Annotated in this window: 22 protein-coding genes and 6 tRNA genes; 19 read left to right on the top strand and 9 right to left on the bottom strand. The window is 46.8% G+C overall.

What is annotated here, in order from left to right; genetic code table 11:
* Window positions 1–17 precede the first annotated feature (17 nt).
* The 6 genes from NSQ37_RS21105 to NSQ37_RS21080 all read left to right on the top strand — a co-directional run bounded on the left by NSQ37_RS21105 (window position 18) and on the right by NSQ37_RS21080 (window position 521).
* Window positions 18–93, top strand: a tRNA-His gene (locus NSQ37_RS21105).
* A gap of 8 nt (window positions 94–101) precedes the next feature.
* Window positions 102–175 (top strand) — tRNA-Gly (locus tag NSQ37_RS21100).
* A 15-nt stretch (window positions 176–190) separates the two neighbouring features.
* Window positions 191–267: transfer RNA gene (locus tag NSQ37_RS21095), tRNA-Ile, on the top strand.
* Between the two features lie 10 nt (window positions 268–277).
* Window positions 278–352, top strand: a tRNA-Asn gene (locus NSQ37_RS21090).
* A 3-nt stretch (window positions 353–355) separates the two neighbouring features.
* Window positions 356–446, top strand: a tRNA-Ser gene (locus tag NSQ37_RS21085).
* A 3-nt stretch (window positions 447–449) separates the two neighbouring features.
* A tRNA-Glu gene (locus NSQ37_RS21080) sits at window positions 450–521 on the top strand.
* Between the two features lie 34 nt (window positions 522–555).
* Here NSQ37_RS21080 and NSQ37_RS21075 read toward each other — a convergent pair.
* Both NSQ37_RS21075 and NSQ37_RS21070 read right to left on the bottom strand, forming a co-directional pair.
* Window positions 556–1,026, bottom strand: a complete 471-nt coding sequence (locus tag NSQ37_RS21075) for a TspO/MBR family protein (RefSeq protein WP_020956249.1) — start codon at window positions 1,024–1,026, stop codon at window positions 556–558.
* A 156-nt stretch (window positions 1,027–1,182) separates the two neighbouring features.
* A complete protein-coding gene (locus NSQ37_RS21070) occupies window positions 1,183–1,902 on the bottom strand; it encodes a TraR/DksA C4-type zinc finger protein (RefSeq protein WP_007408850.1) in 720 nt (239 codons plus the stop codon).
* A 282-nt stretch (window positions 1,903–2,184) separates the two neighbouring features.
* Between NSQ37_RS21070 and NSQ37_RS21065 the strand changes: the two genes are divergently transcribed.
* From NSQ37_RS21065 to menC, 6 genes are all read left to right on the top strand, one after another.
* Window positions 2,185–3,600, top strand: a complete 1,416-nt coding sequence (locus tag NSQ37_RS21065) for an isochorismate synthase (RefSeq protein WP_327943948.1) — start codon at window positions 2,185–2,187, stop codon at window positions 3,598–3,600.
* Entirely contained in the window at window positions 3,597–5,333 is a 1,737-nt protein-coding gene (menD, locus tag NSQ37_RS21060) for a 2-succinyl-5-enolpyruvyl-6-hydroxy-3-cyclohexene-1-carboxylic-acid synthase (protein WP_327943947.1), read from the top strand. The genes NSQ37_RS21065 and menD overlap by 4 nt, the downstream gene beginning before the upstream one ends.
* Window positions 5,321–6,145 (top strand): 2-succinyl-6-hydroxy-2,4-cyclohexadiene-1-carboxylate synthase, encoded by an 825-nt coding sequence (gene menH / locus NSQ37_RS21055; RefSeq protein WP_012118267.1) that lies wholly within the window; start codon window positions 5,321–5,323, stop codon window positions 6,143–6,145. The genes menD and menH overlap by 13 nt, the downstream gene beginning before the upstream one ends.
* 58 nt (window positions 6,146–6,203) lie before the next feature.
* Window positions 6,204–7,022 (top strand): 1,4-dihydroxy-2-naphthoyl-CoA synthase, encoded by an 819-nt coding sequence (menB, locus tag NSQ37_RS21050; RefSeq protein WP_007408846.1) that lies wholly within the window; start codon window positions 6,204–6,206, stop codon window positions 7,020–7,022.
* Between the two features lie 87 nt (window positions 7,023–7,109).
* Window positions 7,110–8,573 carry an o-succinylbenzoate--CoA ligase gene (locus NSQ37_RS21045; RefSeq protein WP_098081682.1) on the top strand — a complete coding sequence of 488 codons (1,464 nt, stop codon included), beginning with the start codon at window positions 7,110–7,112 and terminating at the stop codon, window positions 8,571–8,573.
* Window positions 8,570–9,685, top strand: coding sequence for an o-succinylbenzoate synthase (gene menC / locus NSQ37_RS21040; protein ID WP_003152223.1), 1,116 nt, complete (start codon window positions 8,570–8,572; stop codon window positions 9,683–9,685). The genes NSQ37_RS21045 and menC overlap by 4 nt, the downstream gene beginning before the upstream one ends.
* 369 nt (window positions 9,686–10,054) lie before the next feature.
* Here the strand turns inward: menC and NSQ37_RS21035 are convergent, their stop codons facing one another.
* The 3 genes from NSQ37_RS21035 to NSQ37_RS21025 are packed head-to-tail and all read right to left on the bottom strand — an operon-like array spanning window position 10,055 to window position 12,665.
* Window positions 10,055–10,213: a DUF1540 domain-containing protein gene (locus tag NSQ37_RS21035; protein ID WP_007408842.1), complete on the bottom strand. Its 159-nt coding sequence runs from the start codon at window positions 10,211–10,213 to the stop codon at window positions 10,055–10,057.
* A 57-nt stretch (window positions 10,214–10,270) separates the two neighbouring features.
* Window positions 10,271–11,311 (bottom strand): cytochrome d ubiquinol oxidase subunit II, encoded by a 1,041-nt coding sequence (locus NSQ37_RS21030; RefSeq protein WP_327943946.1) that lies wholly within the window; start codon window positions 11,309–11,311, stop codon window positions 10,271–10,273.
* Window positions 11,312–11,333: 22 nt separating this feature from the next.
* The gene (locus NSQ37_RS21025) at window positions 11,334–12,665 is read right to left on the bottom strand and encodes a cytochrome ubiquinol oxidase subunit I (protein WP_003152226.1); all 1,332 of its coding nucleotides are present in this window, start codon (window positions 12,663–12,665) and stop codon (window positions 11,334–11,336) included.
* A 197-nt stretch (window positions 12,666–12,862) separates the two neighbouring features.
* Here NSQ37_RS21025 and NSQ37_RS21020 point away from each other — a divergent pair, with 197 nt between their 5' ends.
* The gene (locus NSQ37_RS21020) at window positions 12,863–13,111 is read left to right on the top strand and encodes a type B 50S ribosomal protein L31 (RefSeq protein WP_007613295.1); all 249 of its coding nucleotides are present in this window, start codon (window positions 12,863–12,865) and stop codon (window positions 13,109–13,111) included.
* Window positions 13,112–13,228: 117 nt separating this feature from the next.
* On the top strand, window positions 13,229–13,798 hold the full coding sequence (locus NSQ37_RS21015) for a beta-class carbonic anhydrase (protein WP_003152233.1): 570 nt from the start codon (window positions 13,229–13,231) through the stop codon (window positions 13,796–13,798).
* On the opposite strand, the gene yidD is transcribed toward NSQ37_RS21015, so the two are convergent.
* Entirely contained in the window at window positions 13,795–14,022 is a 228-nt protein-coding gene (gene yidD / locus NSQ37_RS21010) for a membrane protein insertion efficiency factor YidD (RefSeq protein WP_007613292.1), read from the bottom strand. The genes NSQ37_RS21015 and yidD overlap by 4 nt on opposite strands.
* A gap of 124 nt (window positions 14,023–14,146) precedes the next feature.
* Here yidD and NSQ37_RS21005 point away from each other — a divergent pair, with 124 nt between their 5' ends.
* Both NSQ37_RS21005 and NSQ37_RS21000 read left to right on the top strand, forming a co-directional pair.
* Complete coding sequence (locus tag NSQ37_RS21005; RefSeq protein WP_003152237.1) at window positions 14,147–14,620, top strand: S-ribosylhomocysteine lyase; 474 nt, start codon at window positions 14,147–14,149, stop codon at window positions 14,618–14,620.
* A gap of 114 nt (window positions 14,621–14,734) precedes the next feature.
* Window positions 14,735–15,178 carry a FixH family protein gene (locus tag NSQ37_RS21000; protein WP_341124804.1) on the top strand — a complete coding sequence of 148 codons (444 nt, stop codon included), beginning with the start codon at window positions 14,735–14,737 and terminating at the stop codon, window positions 15,176–15,178.
* On the opposite strand, the gene ytzI is transcribed toward NSQ37_RS21000, so the two are convergent.
* Window positions 15,175–15,324, bottom strand: coding sequence for a YtzI protein (gene ytzI / locus NSQ37_RS20995; protein ID WP_007408836.1), 150 nt, complete (start codon window positions 15,322–15,324; stop codon window positions 15,175–15,177). The two genes, NSQ37_RS21000 and ytzI, sit on opposite strands and share 4 nt — an antisense overlap.
* 124 nt (window positions 15,325–15,448) lie before the next feature.
* Here ytzI and NSQ37_RS20990 point away from each other — a divergent pair, with 124 nt between their 5' ends.
* The 3 genes from NSQ37_RS20990 to ytkD all read left to right on the top strand — a co-directional run bounded on the left by NSQ37_RS20990 (window position 15,449) and on the right by ytkD (window position 17,054).
* A complete protein-coding gene (locus NSQ37_RS20990) occupies window positions 15,449–15,886 on the top strand; it encodes a Dps family protein (RefSeq protein ID WP_007408835.1) in 438 nt (145 codons plus the stop codon).
* 151 nt (window positions 15,887–16,037) lie between these two features.
* A complete protein-coding gene (locus NSQ37_RS20985) occupies window positions 16,038–16,442 on the top strand; it encodes a phage holin family protein (protein ID WP_007408834.1) in 405 nt (134 codons plus the stop codon).
* A 132-nt stretch (window positions 16,443–16,574) separates the two neighbouring features.
* A complete protein-coding gene (ytkD, locus tag NSQ37_RS20980) occupies window positions 16,575–17,054 on the top strand; it encodes an RNA deprotection pyrophosphohydrolase (RefSeq protein ID WP_003152244.1) in 480 nt (159 codons plus the stop codon).
* A gap of 35 nt (window positions 17,055–17,089) precedes the next feature.
* Here ytkD and NSQ37_RS20975 read toward each other — a convergent pair whose 3' ends face one another.
* Both NSQ37_RS20975 and NSQ37_RS20970 read right to left on the bottom strand, forming a co-directional pair.
* Window positions 17,090–17,902 (bottom strand): ABC transporter permease, encoded by an 813-nt coding sequence (locus NSQ37_RS20975; protein WP_012118258.1) that lies wholly within the window; start codon window positions 17,900–17,902, stop codon window positions 17,090–17,092.
* Window positions 17,877–18,659 carry an ABC transporter ATP-binding protein gene (locus tag NSQ37_RS20970; protein ID WP_003152246.1) on the bottom strand — a complete coding sequence of 261 codons (783 nt, stop codon included), beginning with the start codon at window positions 18,657–18,659 and terminating at the stop codon, window positions 17,877–17,879. Before NSQ37_RS20970 ends, NSQ37_RS20975 begins: the two co-directional genes overlap by 26 nt.

The raw sequence follows: 18,659 nt of genomic DNA, 5'->3' as shown, positions 1-18,659 counted from the left end.
AATTTAATATTGTTTTGGCGGTTGTGGCGAAGTGGTTAACGCACCAGATTGTGGCTCTGGCACTCGTGGGTTCGATTCCCATCAATCGCCCCAAACAACATGCGGGTGTAGTTTAGTGGTAAAACCTCAGCCTTCCAAGCTGATGTCGTGGGTTCGATTCCCATCACCCGCTCCATTTTTATATTGTCATGGGCCTGTAGCTCAGCTGGTTAGAGCGCACGCCTGATAAGCGTGAGGTCGGTGGTTCGAGTCCACTCAGGCCCACCATGATGATTTTTCCACAGTAGCTCAGTGGTAGAGCTATCGGCTGTTAACCGATCGGTCGCAGGTTCGAATCCTGCCTGTGGAGCCATACGGAGAAGTACTCAAGTGGCTGAAGAGGCGCCCCTGCTAAGGGTGTAGGTCGTGTAAGCGGCGCGAGGGTTCAAATCCCTCCTTCTCCGCCATAAGGCCCGTTGGTCAAGCGGTTAAGACACCGCCCTTTCACGGCGGTAACACGGGTTCGAATCCCGTACGGGTCATTAAAAAACCTTGCATAATATGCAAGGTTTTTTATTATGCGTTCATAGTGTAAATGGTAAAAGACAGGTATGTGGCAAAAGCGCTCCATAATAAATAAGGGACCAGAAGCCAGGCTGAAGCTTTACTGTATTTACCGGCAATGAGCAACAGAATGAGTGTTGTCACCGCCACAAGCAGGCAATCGATAGATGCAGCAAGCAAATTTTTCTGTGTGAATTGAAAATAGCTGAATCCTTGATTCACGATATAATTGATGAGAAGCATCACCCAAAAAGCTTTGGATTCTTTACATGAAAACTTTGCGTATATCAAGGCTGCTGAGAGCGAAATAAGCGCAAACAAAACCGCCCATATGATGCCGATCACTGATCCGCTTGGCGTCCAGTCAGGTTTTTGCAGTGCGTCATACCATTCACGGTCGATGGGAAAGAGAACCCCCGCTAAAGAAAACAAGACATATGTAATGATAAATACAATAATCGCACCGATATACTTCTTTTTCATTTGTTCCCTCCGTCATTCAATGTCAATACGTTAGTTCCCTTTTTTGGAAATATTAAACCTTTTAAAAGGTTCATGCATCATTAAGTGTATGAGTTTTCAGTGTAAAAATGCAGCAAACCATTTATTTGTATTCAAAAACCCCGGCAGGCCGGGGTTTTAATCAGCATGAAGATCGCCAAAGGTCGTCATAATTCCTTCTTCGTCCAGTTCCTGTTCATATTTTTCGTGTGCTTTGCTTGGATACACGGAAATGTTTTTTCCGGTAATATCTGTCGCGATAAAGTTTTCATAATCCTCAGCATAGCCGATGTTTTCTTCTGAGTTCATTGTCATATCCCCATAGCTGAGCGGAGGATCCTCTAAATCCTGAGGCGTTTCTGAGTTTCCGTATTCCTCAACATCCTGATAAGCATCTTCACTATCGTAAGTCGCCCGGATTGATTCATCATCATCAAATTCAAACTGTCCGAACGGTGTTTCCTCCTCAATCGGCCTGTCTTTGGAAACGGCATCCTGCGAGGAATATTCCGCCAATGTCGTAGCCGTCGGCAGAGCTTCGAGTCTGTCATAAGGAATGTCCTTGCCGCTGACTTCACATGTGCCGTATGTGCCGTTTTCAATTTGTTTCAGAGAGTAATCAATGTCGCGAAGGTGCTCCCGTTCATGGTCGAGCAGAGCCAGGTCTTTTTCCCGCTCGTATAATTCGGTCGCCTGATCGCCGGGATGATTGTCATAGGAAGACAATTCGCCGGATGACTGATACGGGAATTCATCAGCTAACTGAAATTGATCATTTTCTTTAAAGCGGCTCAAAATATCATGTCTGGCTTCTTCCAATTCTTTTTTTAAGTGTGTGATCTGTTCGTTTGTAAGCATATCAATCCCTCGTTTCTATGTGATGCTTACTGTTAGTATGAACGCTTTTGCGCAGAAAAATGGTGGATAAAAATAGTCATTTTCCCATGAGGAAGTAAAAGGATACAGTGATTGCCGAGAGTGGGGAAAGAAAATTCAAGTTTGTTTCTTTATTCATTTGCGCAAAAAGGTTTATAATAAGAAATGCAGGCATTTTGTCGTGCTCACATCTGTGTGTTTGACACAAAGTCATCACAGGTGTATTGTATTAAAAGCATTTAACGGATTATGGAGGAATGTCTCATGGTGACAACGGTGCAGCATACGTTCCGAGAGGAAGCAGATCATGCATTACATAAAGCCAAACAAGTCAACCATGCTGTCTTATTGAGCTATTCAAGACGTATTGCGTCTTTAGACCCTTTATCATTTTTCAAAGACGGAGCAAAAAAATATAAAGGCAAACGATTTTTTTGGTCAGAACCCGGTAGTGAATTAACAATAGTCGGTCTTGGCACAGAAGCGCTGTTCCAATCGAATGAAAAAAATGGAAAGCGTTATCACGACGTTTTTGAACAATGGGAGCGCTTTAAAAAGACGGCTTTTCATATTCATGAAGAAGAAGAGGCGGCGCATACCGCGGTCGGTCCTGTCTTATTCGGCGGTTTTTCATTTAATCCCGCTGAAGAGAGAGGAGACGAATGGAACGGGTTCGAAGAAGGACTGTTCTTTATCCCCTCACTCATGCTGACAAAGACGGCAGATGGTGATTATTTAACCGTCAATCAATGGGCGGCAGACGGTAATCAGGCAGAAGATACGCTTAAACGTCTGAAATCTTTTTCGGAAGCTTTTTCAGTTTCTTCAATCGAGTATGAAGAATATCCTGTTTTAACAAAAGCGGAAGAACTTGATGTGGAAAACTGGCTTGAAGCCATTAAAACAGCAACAAATGATATGAAAGCAAATCAATATGATAAAGTCGTGCTGGCAAGGGAAGTCGTTTTGTCATATGATGGGCCTATTCCGACAGAGAGCGTTGTCCGCAAGCTTTTGACGGACCAAACGACAAGCTATGTTTTTGCGATTGAGCAGGGAGATAAATGCTTTGTCGGCGCTTCACCGGAACGGCTGATCAAAAAATCCGGCAAAGACGTTATGTCCACCTGTCTGGCAGGTTCAATTAAGCGCGGAGAAAATCAACAAGAAGATGACCATCTCGGCAAAGAGCTGCTGCATGACGAAAAAAATCTCGCGGAACATGATTTTGTGGTTCAGATGATACACGATTCTTTCTTGTCGAGCTGCAGCGATGTGAAAAAGCCTGCAGGTCCGCAATTATATAAAACAAAAAGTGTTCAGCATCTATATACGCCGATCACAGGCCATCTTAAAACGTCCGCTTCGCTGTTTGATTTAATTGAAAAGCTGCATCCCACACCGGCATTGGGCGGAGCTCCCCAGCAGAAAGCTGTTGAAGTTATTGCTGATATTGAACCGATGACACGCGGATGGTACGCGGCTCCGATCGGCTGGATGGACGGCAGGGAAAACGGGGAATTTGTCGTGGCTATCCGATCAGGGCTGATTGAAGGCAAAAGTGCGCGGCTTTTCGCAGGCTGCGGCATTGTTGAAGATTCAGATCCGCAATCAGAATATGAAGAAACACAAATTAAACTAAAGCCGATGATCTCTGCTTTAGGAGGTGAAAGGCTTTGACAAACCCGATTACACATTATATCGGAAGCTTTATTGATGAATTCGCTTTATCGGGTGTCACCGACGCAGTTGTTTGCCCGGGGTCGAGGTCAACTCCCTTGGCGGTTTTGGCGGCGGCCCACCCGGATATTCAAGTCCATATACAGATTGATGAACGATCCGCAGGTTTTTTCGCACTCGGTCTTGCAAAAGCCCGCCAGCGTCCGGTCATGCTGATTTGTACGTCAGGAACGGCGGCGGCTAACTTCTATCCGGCCGTGATTGAAGCTCATTATTCAAGAGTGCCTCTGATTGTCCTGACTGCTGACCGGCCTCATGAATTGAGGGAAGTGGGGGCGCCTCAGGCGATTAACCAGCATTTTCTGTTCGGTAACTTTGTTAAGTTTTTCACAGACTCGGCTCTGCCTGAGGAAAATCCTCAAATGCTGAGCTATATCAGAACATTGGCCGGCAGAGCCGTAAGTGAAGCCGGGAAGCGCCCGATGGGGCCAGTCCATATCAATGTGCCGCTCAGAGAGCCTTTGATGCCGGATTTATCAGCCGCACCTTTTGAAAGAATGAGAAAGGGGCGGCACGTCTCAGTCACAACAGGGATTCAGTCAGCTGCTCAAGATTCTCTCTGTCATATTACAGAGCGTCTTGCGGGGACCGAAAGAGGTATGATCGTCTGCGGCGAAATTCACGGTGAAGCAGAAAAGCAGCAAATCATCGCGCTTGCCGAGATGCTTCAGTTCCCGATTTTGGCTGATCCGCTTTCAAACCTCCGAAACGGGGAGCATGATAAGACGCTGATTATTGATGCTTATGACTCGTTTTTAAAAGATGAAGAAATAAAAGAGGCGCTGCGCCCGGACGCTGTGATCCGCTTCGGCCCGATGCCGGTTTCCAAACCGCTCTTTTTATGGCTCAGAGATGATCCTGCCATTGAGCAGTTTATCGTCGATGAAGACGGAGGATGGAGAGATCCCACCCAGGCCGGCGCGCATATGATTCATTGCCATCCGTCTGTGTTTTTGGAAGCGGTCCGTTCAGCTGAAACCGGAAAGCGGCCGTCCGGATGGTTTGAGAAATGGCAGTTTGTCAATGACCGGTTCCGGAGTCATTTACAGGACGCAAGCATGGATGATTTATCATTTGAAGGAAATGTATATCGTCAGCTTCAGCACCTTGTCCCTGAAGGCAGTTCGATTTTTGTCGGAAACAGCATGCCGATTCGCGACGTGGATACGTTCTTTGAAAAACAAGATCGCTCCTTCCGTGTCTATGCCAACCGCGGCGCTAACGGAATTGACGGAGTTGTCTCCTCGGCTATGGGACTGTGTGAGGGTACAAAAGCTCCTGTCACGCTTGTCATTGGAGATTTATCGTTTTACCATGATTTAAACGGGCTGTTAGCGGCTAAAAAACTTGGAATTCCGCTTACGGTTATTTTAATAAACAATGATGGCGGCGGGATTTTCTCGTTTTTGCCGCAGGCATCTGATAAGACTCATTTTGAAGAACTGTTCGGTACGCCGACGGGTCTTGATTTCCGGCATGCCGCCGCACTGTACGGCGGGACGTATACTTGCCCTGAGACATGGGAGGCATTTAAGGATGCGTATCAGCCGCAGGCGGACAAGCCCGGACTTCATATAATCGAGCTGAAAACAGATCGGAAGTCAAGAGTTCAATTCCATCGCGATCTGCTGCAGGCCGCAGTGCGGGAAGTGAAAAAAGAATGGAAACTGTAACAGTTAAAACGGCCGATGGCGTATGCTATCGTGCTGCTGATAGCGGACACGAATCATCTGAAGCTATTGTTTGTCTGCATGGATTTACGGGCAGCAAAGAATCATGGATGTTTTTACGCGGCATGTTTCCCGGCGAACGAATGGTGATGATTGACTGCCTGGGTCACGGGGAGACAGACGCGCCTGTGCAAGCGGCAAGGTACAGTGCGAGCCGGCAGGTTGCGGACCTTGCCGCCGTTTTTGATCAATTAAAACTTCACAAAGTGAAACTTATTGGTTATTCTATGGGGGGAAGACTTGCGTATTCCTTTGCACAGGCATTTCCGCATCGGGTGTCAGCGCTTGTTTTGGAAAGTACAACCCCGGGCCTCAGCACGCTTCAGGAACGCAAAAAGCGGATTCAGTCAGACCGGAAGCTTGCTGATTTTATATTGCGGGAAGGTATAACATCGTTTGTCGATTATTGGGAGGGCATTCCGTTGTTTGCCACGCAGCTTTCTCTGCCGGACAGCGTAAAGGCGTCCATCCGTGCCGGCAGGCTGAAAAATAATCCGTCCGGACTTGCAGGCAGCCTGCTCGGAATGGGGACGGGCTCACAGCCTTCCTGGTGGGAGGCATTACACCGCATCAAAGCGCCCGTCCTGCTCATATGCGGTGAATGGGATGAAAAGTTTTGCGCTATTAATCAAAAGGTGCATAACCTGCTCCCATCAAGTAAAATAGAGGTTGTCAAACAGGCGGGGCACACGGTACATGTGGAACAGCCGCGAATTTTTGGTAAGATAGTAAGTGAGTTTTTATACGGCTTGTAAAGCATAAAGAAAATAGCTTTTCGGCCGGACTCAGGCAAAAATGAAGGAGGTCATATCAATGGCTGCAGAATGGAAAAGTGAACGTCAGTACGATGAAATCCTGTACGAGACGTATAACGGTATTGCAAAAATAACAATTAACCGCCCGGAGGTACATAACGCATTTACTCCTAAGACGGTATCAGAAATGATTGACGCGTTTGCTCGTGCGCGTGATGACTCCAATATTGGTGTCATCGTTCTTGCGGGAGCGGGAGATAAAGCATTCTGTTCAGGCGGAGACCAAAAAGTCCGCGGTCACGGCGGATATGTCGGAGACGATCAGATCCCGCGTCTGAATGTGCTTGATCTTCAGCGTTTGATCCGCGTGATTCCTAAACCGGTCGTAGCGATGGTATCAGGCTATGCCATCGGGGGAGGCCATGTGCTTCATATCGTCTGTGATTTAACGATTGCGGCCGATAACGCGATTTTCGGCCAAACCGGACCGAAAGTGGGAAGCTTTGATGCCGGTTACGGCTCAGGTTACCTGGCGCGTATCGTCGGACATAAGAAAGCCCGTGAAATCTGGTACCTGTGCCGTCAATACAACGCGCAGGAAGCGCTCGACATGGGGCTTGTCAATACGGTTGTCCCATTAGAGAAACTTGAAGAGGAAACAATTAAATGGTGTGAAGAAATGCTTGAGAAAAGCCCTACAGCCCTTCGTTTCCTTAAAGCGGCATTTAATGCAGATACAGACGGCCTCGCCGGAATTCAGCAATTTGCAGGAGATGCAACGCTTCTTTATTACACGACTGACGAAGCGAAAGAAGGCCGCGATTCCTTTAAAGAGAAACGCAGTCCCGATTTCGGTCAATTCCCTCGTTTTCCGTGATCAGATGACACTACGAAACAGCTTGAGCCGCTCTGGTCCAAGCTGTTTTCTTTTCAAAAACAGTACTTTTACCTCGGAGATGATAACATGCTGACAGAACAGCCGAATTGGCTCATTCAAAGGGCTCAGCTGACACCAGAGAGAATCGCTCTCATATTTGAAAACAAACAGATGACATTCAGAGAATTATATCATGCTTCTAAACAAATGGCCGCGCGGCTGTCCAAATACTGCTCGCTTAAAAAAGGAGACCGCGCTGCGATTTTGCTTTCTAACAGACCGGAAATGGTTTATGCCGTTCACGCCTGCTTCTTATTAGGGGCGGAAGCTGTGCTGTTGAATACGAAGCTCTCAAAACAGGAACGGTTGTTTCAGCTCGAAGATTCACAGGCAAAGCTTTTATTGACGGAGGACGGTTTTTGCCGCGAAGAATATGAATCTGCGGTCGCCGCTGCAGATGTGGACGAGCTGCAGGCTGAAGAGGCGGGAGACATTGAACCTGAAGCTTATGTAACGCTTGATGATACGGCGACTCTTATGTATACGTCAGGAACAACGGGAAGGCCGAAGGGGGTGCAGCAGACTTTCGGTAATCATTATTCCAGCGCTGTCTCGTCTGCGCTGAATCTGGGGGTCACGGAGCGGGACCGCTGGCTTATTGCGCTGCCGCTGTTTCATATCAGCGGTCTGTCTGCGCTGTTTAAGTCGGTCATTTACGGCATGCCTGTCGTGCTTCATCAAAAATTTTCTGTCACTGATGTGCTGGACAGCATCAGCTCCCATCAGGTCACGATCATTTCAGCGGTGCAGACCATGCTTTCGGGCCTGCTTGCGGAAACTGAACAATGTCCTGAATCACTGCGCTGCATTCTGCTTGGCGGGGGTCCGGCACCGCTGCCGCTCCTTGAAGAATGCCGCAGGAAACAATTTCCGGTATTCCAATCTTACGGCTTGACTGAAACCTGCTCACAGATTGTCACGCTTTCTCCGGAATTCAGTATGGACAAGCTCGGCTCGGCCGGTAAACCGCTGTTTTCATGCGAAATTAGAATTGAAAAAGACGGAAACCCTTGTGCGCCGTTTGAACACGGTGAAATTGAGGTGAAAGGCCCGAATGTAATGAAAGGGTATTACCATCGTGACGACGCAAACCAGGCCGCTTTTCATAATGGATGGTTTAAAACGGGCGATCTTGGCTATTTGGATGATGAAGGGTTTTTATACGTGCTGGACAGGCGGTCGGACCTCATTATTTCAGGCGGAGAAAACATCTACCCGGCAGAAGTGGAAGCGGCGCTGCTTGCCCATCCGGCTGTAGCAGAGGCCGGTGTTTCGGGAGCCGAAGATCCGAAGTGGGGGAAAGTGCCGCATGCTTTTCTCGTGCTGACTTCTTCTGTCAGTTCTGAGGAGCTGACCGCCTTTTGCCGTGAGCGGCTTGCAAAATATAAAATACCGGCTGCTTTTTTCGAGGTTGACGGGCTCCCGCGGAACGCGTCCAATAAACTGATGAGGCATCGGCTGAATGAGCTTCGTAAAGGAGAATTATCATGATTAAGATTGAAAAAATCACCCTTTATCATGTAAGTATGAGGCTGAAAAAACCGTTTAAAACAAGTATTGAAACGCTGCAGGATCGTAAATTTTTGATCGTGGAAGCGATCGATGAAACCGGGAGAACCGGCTGGGGGGAGGTATCGGCGTTTTCTTCTCCGTGGTATACAGAAGAAACGATTCAGACATGCGCGCATATGCTGAGAGATTTTTTCATCCCAAATGTCGTAGGCCGCGAGTTTTTCCATCCGTCAGAAGTGCCTGACAGTCTCGCGCGTTTCAAAGGAAACCGCATGGCAAAAGCGGGGCTGGAATCAGCCGTGTGGGATCTATATGCCAAGAAAAAGGGGATATCTCTCGCAGAAGCCTTAGGGGGCAAAAGAGATAAAGTGCCCGCCGGCGTGGCGGTGGGTCTGGCTTCGGCTGATGAGATGCTTCGGGAAATTGAGCAATACGTAAAAGAAGGTTATCAACGTATAAAAATAAAAATTCAGCCCGGCCATGACGTTGATCTGGTCAGAGCCATCCGCAGCCGTTTTCCGAACGTACCGCTGATGGCGGATGCCAACTCGGCATATGAACTGAAAGACATCAGCAGGCTGAAAGAGTTGGATGAATTCCAGCTCATGATGATAGAACAGCCGCTTCAAGCAGATGATATTGTCGATCACCGCCACCTGCAGAAACACTTGAGAACCGCGGTATGCCTTGATGAAAGCATATGCTCATATGATGACGCAAGGCGGGCGATTGAGCTTGGGAGCTGTAAAATCATTAACATAAAACCAGCGCGTGTAGGAGGCCTGACAGAGGCTTTAAAAATACATGACTTATGCAGAGAGCATCACATGCCGGTTTGGTGCGGCGGAATGTTTGAAACCGGCATTTCGAGAGCGCAGACAGTCGCGCTTGCTTCGCTGCCGCAATTTACGATACCGGGTGATATTTCCTCATCAGACCGATACTGGGAGGAGGATATTGTCACTCCCGACATCCGTATCGAAGAGGGATTCATCTCTGTTCCGGACGGTCCCGGACTGGGTGTCGAAGTCAATCAGGAAATAATGAGAAAATACGTCACCCAAATGGACGTTTTTACGACAAACAACTGATAAAAAGACATTTCAGCGAGTTGAGCTGCCTGTATGCTGCTGTTATATTGAAATTGTTCATCATCACCCCTTCCCCCGTTTGAACCGGCTGTATCAGCCGGTTTTTTTAATAGGCGAATGCGATGATTTTTTTATTCTTCAAACAGCGCGCAGGTGTTGCTCTCTGGATGGGGCCAAGATGTACATCTTGATAAAAAATTATGTGCTTGTCATGAATGAGATATTGTACTGTCTGCCGCCTATATTTGCCGACGAACCGCCTTTCTGCCATGCTTCTCATCCGCGCGGTTTTCTCCGGCTCAGGGGCTGATTTCAAAAAGGCTTGCGGCGCGGAAATGAAAAAGAGCTGTATAAAACAGCTCTTTTCTTTTATAAATCATGCGGTTTAAAGGTTTTGCAATCCGTTTCTTCACTTTTTTCAGCGGTTTCGCCTGTATGGCTGACCACATAAATCGCGTCGGCCGTGCATTTGTTTCCTCTGCCCCAATATGAACAGTTATTGACTTCACACAGAATTTTTTGGTCCATGCTGGCTCCCCTCCAAGATAAAAGGTACGCCATTAGTATGAGCCGCCCTGATTTTTGTTATTCCTCCTGGCGGATATAACGTCTGTCTTTCATAAAGAGCTTCCAGAAGAAATAAAACCCGGGAAACAAAATAATGAAAGCGACGATATACGTCATAAACAGCGCCCTGAAGGTGGCCGGCTCCGTAAATCCTGACATGACCGTAATATCCGGATAAATCATATAAGGAAGATGCGCCCGTCCGTATGCATAGCTTGCCAGAAAGTATTGAAGCGCAATGGCGATCATGGCGATTCTCGGTTTGCCGAGGTTGCGGCCGAAGCGCTTATTCGGCAAAAACAGAGCCGCGCCGGCAATGATAAATGTAATGACAGACAGAATGAGCCATGTCTTGTCTTTCATCATCCCCGTATACAGCCAGCCGGCTTCAGAGCGTAATGTCAGCATAATGAAGAAGGCGAAAAGAAGCGACAGCGGCCCTGTTAGTAAAGAGCTCCGTCTGTAGATGCGGTACGCATGCTCCTCTTCCGCAACATTTGAAAAATCGGCCAGAAGCAGTGAAGATAAAAATAAAGTGCTTAAAATGGCAAAGCCGATAAACGCATACGCATTAAGGCTTGTAAAGACATTTGCCAAATTCAGGTGATACACGCCGCCCGTCTTCTCAATAAATCCTCCGTGTGTGACCGGAAGGACCAAAATCAGCACAGCGGGAATAATGAAGCCCGAAATTCCGGAGATATATCTCATGATTTTTCTTTCCTTCGCCGTATTGGAGAAAACGAGAAAGCCGCTGCGGATGGCTAAAAGCAGCAAAATAATACTCCCCGGGATCAATAAAACGGTTCCCAGCACGAAGGTTGCCCCTGGAAAGAAGCTGAATAGGGCGACAACGATTGCGACGATAAAGACGTTGGTCACTTCCCATGTCGGGGACAAATAACGGTTGGCGATGTTTGTCGCCTTTGTTTGTTCTCTATTTAAATAAATCATCGACCAAAAGCCGGCTCCGAAGTCCATCGTTGCCATGACCGCGTAGATAAACACGAAGCCCCATACGATTGATATCGCAATGAGAGCATCCATGGTAATGTCCATTTTAATTCAGCCCTTTCTATTGTTAGGATTCCGCCGCTTTTACATCCTCCTCAACGGGATGTTTGCGGAAATAATAAAGCAGCACATAAATGACTGCAGCTGCCAAAATGGCGTAAACCACTGTAAACAGGATGAACAGCAAACCGATTGAACCGGTTGTCGTGACGACATCAGACGTTTTCAAGAGATGGTAAATCACCCATGGCTGCCGCCCCGTACAAGCGAATATCCACCCGAATTCAATTCCGATCAGACTGAGCGGCCCTGCAGTTAAAAATAAAATCAAAAGCCAAGTCGGAAAGCTGTCTTTCTTTAAAATTTTTCTCCACACGATGCCGATGATTGAGTACAAAATGAGCAGCATCCCGATGCCGACCATTCCGTTAAACAGTGTATGGATGAATAAAGGCGGCCACTCGTCTTTCGGAAACGCGTTCAATCCTTTGACGACGGTATCAAAGCTGTTTGCAGCCAAAAAGCTTAAAGCCCACGGCACTTCTATCGCCCATTTTACTTTTTCTTCTTTTGCATCAGTAAAACCCCCGATCGCAAGCGGAGCGTGTGATCTAGTTTCAAACAGCCCTTCTGCGCCCGCAAGCTTCTCAGGCTGGTATTCGTAAAGAAGCTGGGCTGACTCGTGACCGTTTAAAGAGGCAATAATGGAGAATATCCCGCCGATCGTTAAGGCGAGCAGCAGCGCTTTTCGGTGAAAGCGGTATACCTGCTCCTGTTTTCTCGTTCTCAGCATTTTATAAGCCGCAACTGACGCAACGATAAATGCCCCGGTCATGAAAGCCGTCAGAACGACATGGCCCGCGGTGGTGAAAAAGCTTGGATTAAAAAACGCTGCCCACGGTTCGACGTCAGTGATTTTGCCGTTTAAAATTTTAAAGCCGGCCGGCGTTCCTTCAAATGCGTGAACATTTGTGATTAAGACGGCGGATGCCGCGGCGCCGATCAAAACGAAAATTACGGCAATGATGCGCATCGCAGGAGTCAGCCGGTCAGCGGCGTAGACATAAATGGACATAAACAGCGCTTCGATAAAGAATGCATAAATTTCAATCTGAAACGGGAGTGACATCACCCTGCCGATGACTTCCATGAATCCGGGCCACAAAAGGGCAAGCTGTGTACCCGCGATCGTTCCGGTCGGTATCGCCACGCCGAGCAGAACAGCCTGCGCCTTCGTCCACCGTTTTGCCATAATGGCATAATGCGGATCTTTTGTTTTTTGGTAAATCAATTCAGCCATTAAAATCATCAGAGGCAAGCCGACACCAAGCGTCGCAAAAATAATATGAAAGCCCATAGTTGTCCCGAACAGGCTTCTGGCTAATACTAAATCATCCACGATCATAAACCGCCTTTCTAAATTACCGTTTTATGTAATGTGGTTATATTATTTGCTGAAGCGATTAGATTATTCTTCCGATTCCATATATGTGCAGGGTTTAGAAATCAAGGGATCAGGGCATATATGATTGACAAGCGGTTATTTAAGGTTTAAAATAAAACGTAATTATTACGATTTGAGAAAGGGAGATCAGCATGAAAAAAGATATTCATCCGGATAACCATCAAGTGATTTTTCAAGATGTGAACAGCGGCTATCGCTTTTTAAGCCATTCTACGAAAAAATCAGAGGAAACGGCAGAGTGGGAAGACGGAAAGACATACCCGCTGATTAAAGTAGAGGTCAGCTCAGATACGCATCCGTTTTATACAGGCCGCCAAAAATTCAACGAAAAAGGCGGGAGAGTCGAACAGTTCAACAAAAAATACAATATGGGGAAATAAGACAAGCCCAATGAGGTTTGTCTTATTTATTGAGCACTTTGTCATCCGTGCGGGGAGTGACGAAATGACCCGTCTTATGTTATATTGTGAATAAAAAAGCAGAAAGGAAACACCAAGATGAGTCTTCTAAACGATATCATGCAATTTAATGAGCAGTTCACTAAAAACAAAGATTATGAAAAATACCAAACATCTAAATTCCCGGATAAAAAGATGGCGATTTTGTCCTGTATGGACACACGTCTTGTAGAATTGCTTCCGCATGCGATGAACATGCGAAACGGCGATGTGAAAATTATTAAAAGTGCCGGCGCGCTTGTCGCCCACCCGTTCGGAAGTATCATGCGCAGCCTTTTAGTGGCCGTATACGAATTAAACGCCGATGAAGTCTGCGTTATCGGCCACCATGATTGCGGCATGAGCAAAATCAACAGCGAGGATATGCTCGATAAAATTATCGACCGCGGTATTCCGAAAGAGCGGATTGACATGCTGAAGCACTCAGGAGTTGATCTTGATCAATGGCTGAAAAGCTTTGATTCAGTAGAAGCGAGTGTTACAGACAGCGTAAACGTCATTAAACACCATCCGCTATTCCCTGACAATGTGCCGGTGCACGGTCTGGTGATTGATCCTGAAACCGGTAAACTTGATCTGGTGATCGACGGCTACCAGCATATGGACTAATGTTTTTCTTTTTTGTCCGGTACGGGATCAACACCGCCCGGATGAAAAGGGTGGCACTTTAAAATCCGCTTCAGTGTCAGCCATCCGCCTTTTAATGCGCCGTGAGTCTTGACGGCTTCGATTCCGTACTGCGAACACGTCGGGTAAAAGCGGCATGACGGCGGCGTCAGCGGAGAGATGAACTTCTGGTATCCGCGGATTAAAGCAATCATTATGGTTTTCATCAAAATACCACCTTTCTGATGCTAGTATAGAAAAAAAATTTCAGATTGAAAAGCTTCCGCCACAATTCTTATCGGAAAACTGTGTTATAATGGATGCATATTCTGAAAAAAAGGGAGTGCCATTATGCCTTCAGTAGAAAGTTTTGAGCTTGACCATAATGCGGTTGTGGCTCCGTATGTAAGACATTGCGGAGTGCATAAAGTCGGAACAGACGGCGTCGTGAATAAGTTTGACATTCGCTTCTGCCAGCCGAACAAACAGGCGATGAAGCCGGATACGATTCATACGCTTGAGCACTTGCTTGCGTTTACGATTCGCACACATTCTGAGAAATACGATCACTTCGACATCATAGATATCTCACCGATGGGCTGCCAGACAGGCTATTATCTTGTTGTCAGCGGCGAGCCGACAGCGGAAGAAATTGTAGACCTGCTTGACGCTACGCTGAAAGAAGCCATCGATATTACGGAGATTCCGGCGGCCAACGAAAAACAGTGCGGCCAGGCGAAACTTCATGATTTAGAAGGCGCGAAACGCCTGATGCGTTTCTGGCTGTCACAAGATAAAGAAGATTTGCTGAAAGTGTTCGGATAAACAACAGGCCTTTTTGCTGACATGCAAAAAGGCTTTTTTACATATTTCTAAAAAATGTCACACCTTATGTGTAAGCGTTTGCTAAAATAGAAGCAAACATGAAGGAGTGATGGGATGAAACGGGCTGTATTGGCAGGTATGTGCGGTATGATATTTCTATTATCTTCCTGTGGGGGCAATTCGGACAAAACCTCCGCGGATGAAGAGCCTAAAGCGCTTGAGGTCAAGCTTACAGGACCGGAAACGGCAGCACCGCATGAAAAAGCGGAATACAAGGCGGAGGTTTTTTACGGCGGCAAGCGTGTCACGGATGCGGATGAAGTCATGTTTGAAGTATGGAAAGAAGGAAAAAAAGGCAGCAGCAAAACAAGCAAGGCCAAGGAGGAAAAAGGGGCGTATCACCTGCGGACTGAATTTGATGAAGAGGGTGTGTATACCGTTCAATCCCACGTAACGGCAAAACAGCAGCATAATATGCCGACTGTAAAAGTGCGTGTCGGGGGTGCTGAAGCTGCCGATGATTCCTCCGGCCATGAGGAACAGACGCATCATCATTAAGGATTTTTTTTATCCGTCAAGCCTTTTGATGCGTCCTCCGGCGGGTCAATCGTATGTTTTACATTATAAGCTCTTACAGTCGACCAGATGGATAAAAGCAGCACGGCGAGCACGATAAGAAAGCCGAAGCTCAGAAGAAGCAGCATGAAATCCCTCCTTTTTAACAAATCATAACATATTTTCCATCCGTAAAATCAAGGGCTAAAAATTTATGTTTTAACACACGATATATAGGGTATATCAATAGTAAACCAAAGGAGGAAGATAGGCATGTCAGAAAAACTATTGGACGCAGTCAATAAGCAAGTTGCAAACTGGACGGTCATGTATGTGAAATTACATAACTATCATTGGTACGTCAAAGGGAAGGACTTTTTCACATTGCATGAAAAGTTCGAGGAGCTGTATAACGAAACGGCTACATATATTGATGATCTGGCAGAACGTCTGCTGGCATTAAACGGCAAGCCGATCGGCACAATGACGGAATCATTGAAGACAGCGTCTGTAAAAGAAGCGGAAGGCAATGAGAGCGCAGAACAAATGGTACAGAACATTTATGATGATTTCACTGTCATTGCGGAAGAGCTGAAAAGCGGCATGGATCTCGCAGATGAGGTAGGAGACGAAACGACCGGTGATATGCTGCTTGCCATTCACCAGAATATCGAAAAACATAACTGGATGCTGAAAGCGTATTTGGGATAATCAACAAGGGAAGACCGGGGCTATAAAGCACTCGGTCTTTTATTTGGCTGCCGAAGAGAGGTGTTGTCCATTTTTCTGAAAAATCCAGTCCGTTCCATTCACTTTTCATAGAATAATGTAAGGCCGTTTCTGTGAAAGGATGTTGGATCAAGTGGGCAAAGACTTTGGCATCTTTTCGTTTTTTGCAGTGATCGTGTCGGCAGCGGGGTTTTTCTTCGGAGGTTTTCAGTATTCGTTTCTGATTTTGCTATCGGTCATGGCGATTGAGTTTATCAGTACAAGCTTAAAAGAATCTCTTTTGCAGCAGCTGAGCGCAAGAAAGCTTTTTGCGCGGCTGGTCAAAAAAATCGTGACCCTGGCATTAGTCTCAGTTTGCCATTTTTTTGACCAGCTGCTTCATACCGAAGGCGCCATCCGTAATTTGGCTATCATGTTTTATATCTTATACGAATCGGTTCAGATCGTGATTACGGCAAGCTCGCTGGGCATACCGGTTCCGCAGGTGCTTGTCGACCTATTGGATACTTTGAAAAATAAATTCAAGCGCAAACCGTAACATTTGCTTCAAAGGAGGCTATACTAGCGGGTATGATGGTTTTCCTCTGAATTTTTGATAAAGGGCTTCCGAACAAACGCAACTGTGGTATGATGTATGGAAGATATGAAGGAACGGATTAGAGGGATAAACATGTACGAGTTTAAAGACTATTATCAGAACACTGTTCAGCTCTCCTTTGAACACCAGCCTTTTTCAGACAGCCCGAAGCACGTGTGGGTCATATGCCGATATGGAGATAAGTGGCTTTTGACTGAGCACGAAGACCGGGGGTTTGAATTTCCGGGCGGAAAAGTGGAGCCGATGGAATGTGCGGAGGAAGCGGCCCTGCGCGAGGTGAAAGAAGAAACCGGTGCCGCGGTAAGACATCTGAAGTACGTCGGACAGTATAAAGTTCTCGGCAGGGAAAAGGTAATCGTGAAGAATATTTATTTTGCCGATATTGAAAAGCTTGAAAAACAGGCTGACTATTTTGAAACAAAGGGGCCGGTGCTGTTCAGCGAACTGCCGGAGAATCTCCCGCGAAATAAAAAATTCAGTTTCATTATGAAAGATTCGGTGCTTCCGATCAGTCTGAAAAAGCTGAAAGAGGACGGCGTATTTCAATCATAAAAAACGGAGACCCGGCGTTTACGCACGGGTCTTTTTTAAATTTTTCCTTTCGTCCATTTTCTTTCTAACAGTTCGACTCCCTGATACATCAATGTCGCAAAAATCGCGATGATCAGAAGGCTTAAGAATACAAGAGTGAAATTGAAGACCTGGAATCCGTAAATGATCATGTAGCCCAGACCTTTTTCGGAAACGAGAAACTCGCCGACGATCACACCGACCCAGGATAAACCGACGTTCACTTTAAGCGCGGAAATAATCGCGGGGGCGCACGCCGGCAGAATGACTTCTTTAAACATGATGCTTCTTTTCGCTCCGAAGGTTTTCATCACCTTAATATAGTTTTCATCCACTTCCTGAAAAGCCGTAAAGACGACGATTGTCGTGATAATGACACTGATGACTGCTCCCATGGCGACAATGCTTGTGAAATTCGGTCCGAGTGCCACGATGAGAATCGGTCCGAGTGCGACCTTCGGCATCGCGTTTAAAATGACGAGGTACGGGTCTAAAACCCGGGCGAGCCTGTTTGACCACCATAACAGAGCGGCGAGGCATGTGCCGAGAAGCGTGCCGAACAAAAAGCCGAGAACGGTTTCTCCTAAGGTTACGCCGATGTGCGCCGCAAGGGATCCGTCCGCAATCTTTTCAACTAAAAGCCTGCAAACGGCGGAGGGTGAGCTGAAGATTAACGGATCGATCCAGCCCGCCCTGCTCGATATTTCCCATCCGGCAAAAAATACGATAAAAATGGCGGCCTGATACGCACGGATCCGGAGCTTTTCTTTTTGGTGTCTTTTCTTAAACTGCTGATGAAGCTGTTCAATCGTGCCGCTGCTGTTTTTCAAGGGAATTCAGCTCCTTCCATATGGTTTGAAACAGCGGCTGAAAGGCCGGATCCTGACGCGCGTCAAACGGATCTAAAGCCGCGAGCTCCTTAGGCACGGTGAATATTTGGTGGATGGTGCCCGGCTGATTCGAAAATAAATAGATTGTATCGCTCATGGCGATGGCTTCACCGATATCGTGGGTGACGAGCACGGCGGTTTTTTGAAAATCCTTTAATGTTCTGAAGACAAGGTTTTCCAAGGAAAGCTTCGTTTGAAAGTCCAGCGCGGAAAACGGTTCATCAAGGAGCAGCAGTCCCGGATCCGGCGCAAGAGTTCTGGCAAGTGCCGCCCGCTGCCGCATCCCGCCCGACAGCTCTTTCGGGTATTTCTTTTCAACGCCGATTAATCCGAGCTTAGGCAGAAGGCTGAGAACTTCAGCTCTTTTTTCTTCTGTTAATGTTTTTGAAATGTGTAAACCGAGCAGCACGTTTTCCTCAATTGATTTCCAAGGAAATAAATAATCCTGCTGAAGCATATAACCGATTTGGTGTTCTTTATGGTTCGGCACGCTTCCTTCAATCAGCACCCGGCCTTGCGCAGGGGTGATAAGGCCGGCCAGAATGGACAGGAGTGTTGTTTTTCCGCATCCGCTCGGTCCGAGAAAGGAGATGAAATCCCCTTTTTCAATCTGAAAATGTATATCTTTCACGGCGGTTGTCTTTTCTTTCAGCGAGAAATAAGTATGTGTTACATGATCCACATGTAAAAAAGACAT

It is taken from the genome of Bacillus sp. FSL P4-0334, from assembly GCF_038004825.1.
Classification (GTDB): domain Bacteria; phylum Bacillota; class Bacilli; order Bacillales; family Bacillaceae; genus Bacillus; species Bacillus velezensis.
This window is presented reverse-complemented; position numbering and strand designations above follow the sequence as displayed.

Coding starts and splice junctions, on each gene's coding strand:
- ytzI (WP_007408836.1), bottom strand. CDS start 15,324: ATGCTGCTTCTTCTGAGCTTCGGCTTTCTTATCGTGCTCGCCGTGCTG.
- yidD (WP_007613292.1), bottom strand. CDS start 14,022: ATGAAAACCATAATGATTGCTTTAATCCGCGGATACCAGAAGTTCATC.
- NSQ37_RS21035 (WP_007408842.1), bottom strand. CDS start 10,213: ATGGACCAAAAAATTCTGTGTGAAGTCAATAACTGTTCATATTGGGGC.
- NSQ37_RS21070 (WP_007408850.1), bottom strand. CDS start 1,902: ATGCTTACAAACGAACAGATCACACACTTAAAAAAAGAATTGGAAGAA.
- NSQ37_RS20990 (WP_007408835.1), top strand. CDS start 15,449: ATGTCAGAAAAACTATTGGACGCAGTCAATAAGCAAGTTGCAAACTGG.
- menC (WP_003152223.1), top strand. CDS start 8,570: ATGATTAAGATTGAAAAAATCACCCTTTATCATGTAAGTATGAGGCTG.
- NSQ37_RS21045 (WP_098081682.1), top strand. CDS start 7,110: ATGCTGACAGAACAGCCGAATTGGCTCATTCAAAGGGCTCAGCTGACA.
- NSQ37_RS21065 (WP_327943948.1), top strand. CDS start 2,185: ATGGTGACAACGGTGCAGCATACGTTCCGAGAGGAAGCAGATCATGCA.
- menB (WP_007408846.1), top strand. CDS start 6,204: ATGGCTGCAGAATGGAAAAGTGAACGTCAGTACGATGAAATCCTGTAC.
- NSQ37_RS20970 (WP_003152246.1), bottom strand. CDS start 18,659: ATGTCTTTTTTACATGTGGATCATGTAACACATACTTATTTCTCGCTG.
- menH (WP_012118267.1), top strand. CDS start 5,321: ATGGAAACTGTAACAGTTAAAACGGCCGATGGCGTATGCTATCGTGCT.
- ytkD (WP_003152244.1), top strand. CDS start 16,575: ATGTACGAGTTTAAAGACTATTATCAGAACACTGTTCAGCTCTCCTTT.
- NSQ37_RS21030 (WP_327943946.1), bottom strand. CDS start 11,311: ATGGACATTACCATGGATGCTCTCATTGCGATATCAATCGTATGGGGC.
- NSQ37_RS21015 (WP_003152233.1), top strand. CDS start 13,229: ATGAGTCTTCTAAACGATATCATGCAATTTAATGAGCAGTTCACTAAA.
- NSQ37_RS21020 (WP_007613295.1), top strand. CDS start 12,863: ATGAAAAAAGATATTCATCCGGATAACCATCAAGTGATTTTTCAAGAT.
- NSQ37_RS21075 (WP_020956249.1), bottom strand. CDS start 1,026: ATGAAAAAGAAGTATATCGGTGCGATTATTGTATTTATCATTACATAT.
- NSQ37_RS21000 (WP_341124804.1), top strand. CDS start 14,735: ATGAAACGGGCTGTATTGGCAGGTATGTGCGGTATGATATTTCTATTA.
- NSQ37_RS21005 (WP_003152237.1), top strand. CDS start 14,147: ATGCCTTCAGTAGAAAGTTTTGAGCTTGACCATAATGCGGTTGTGGCT.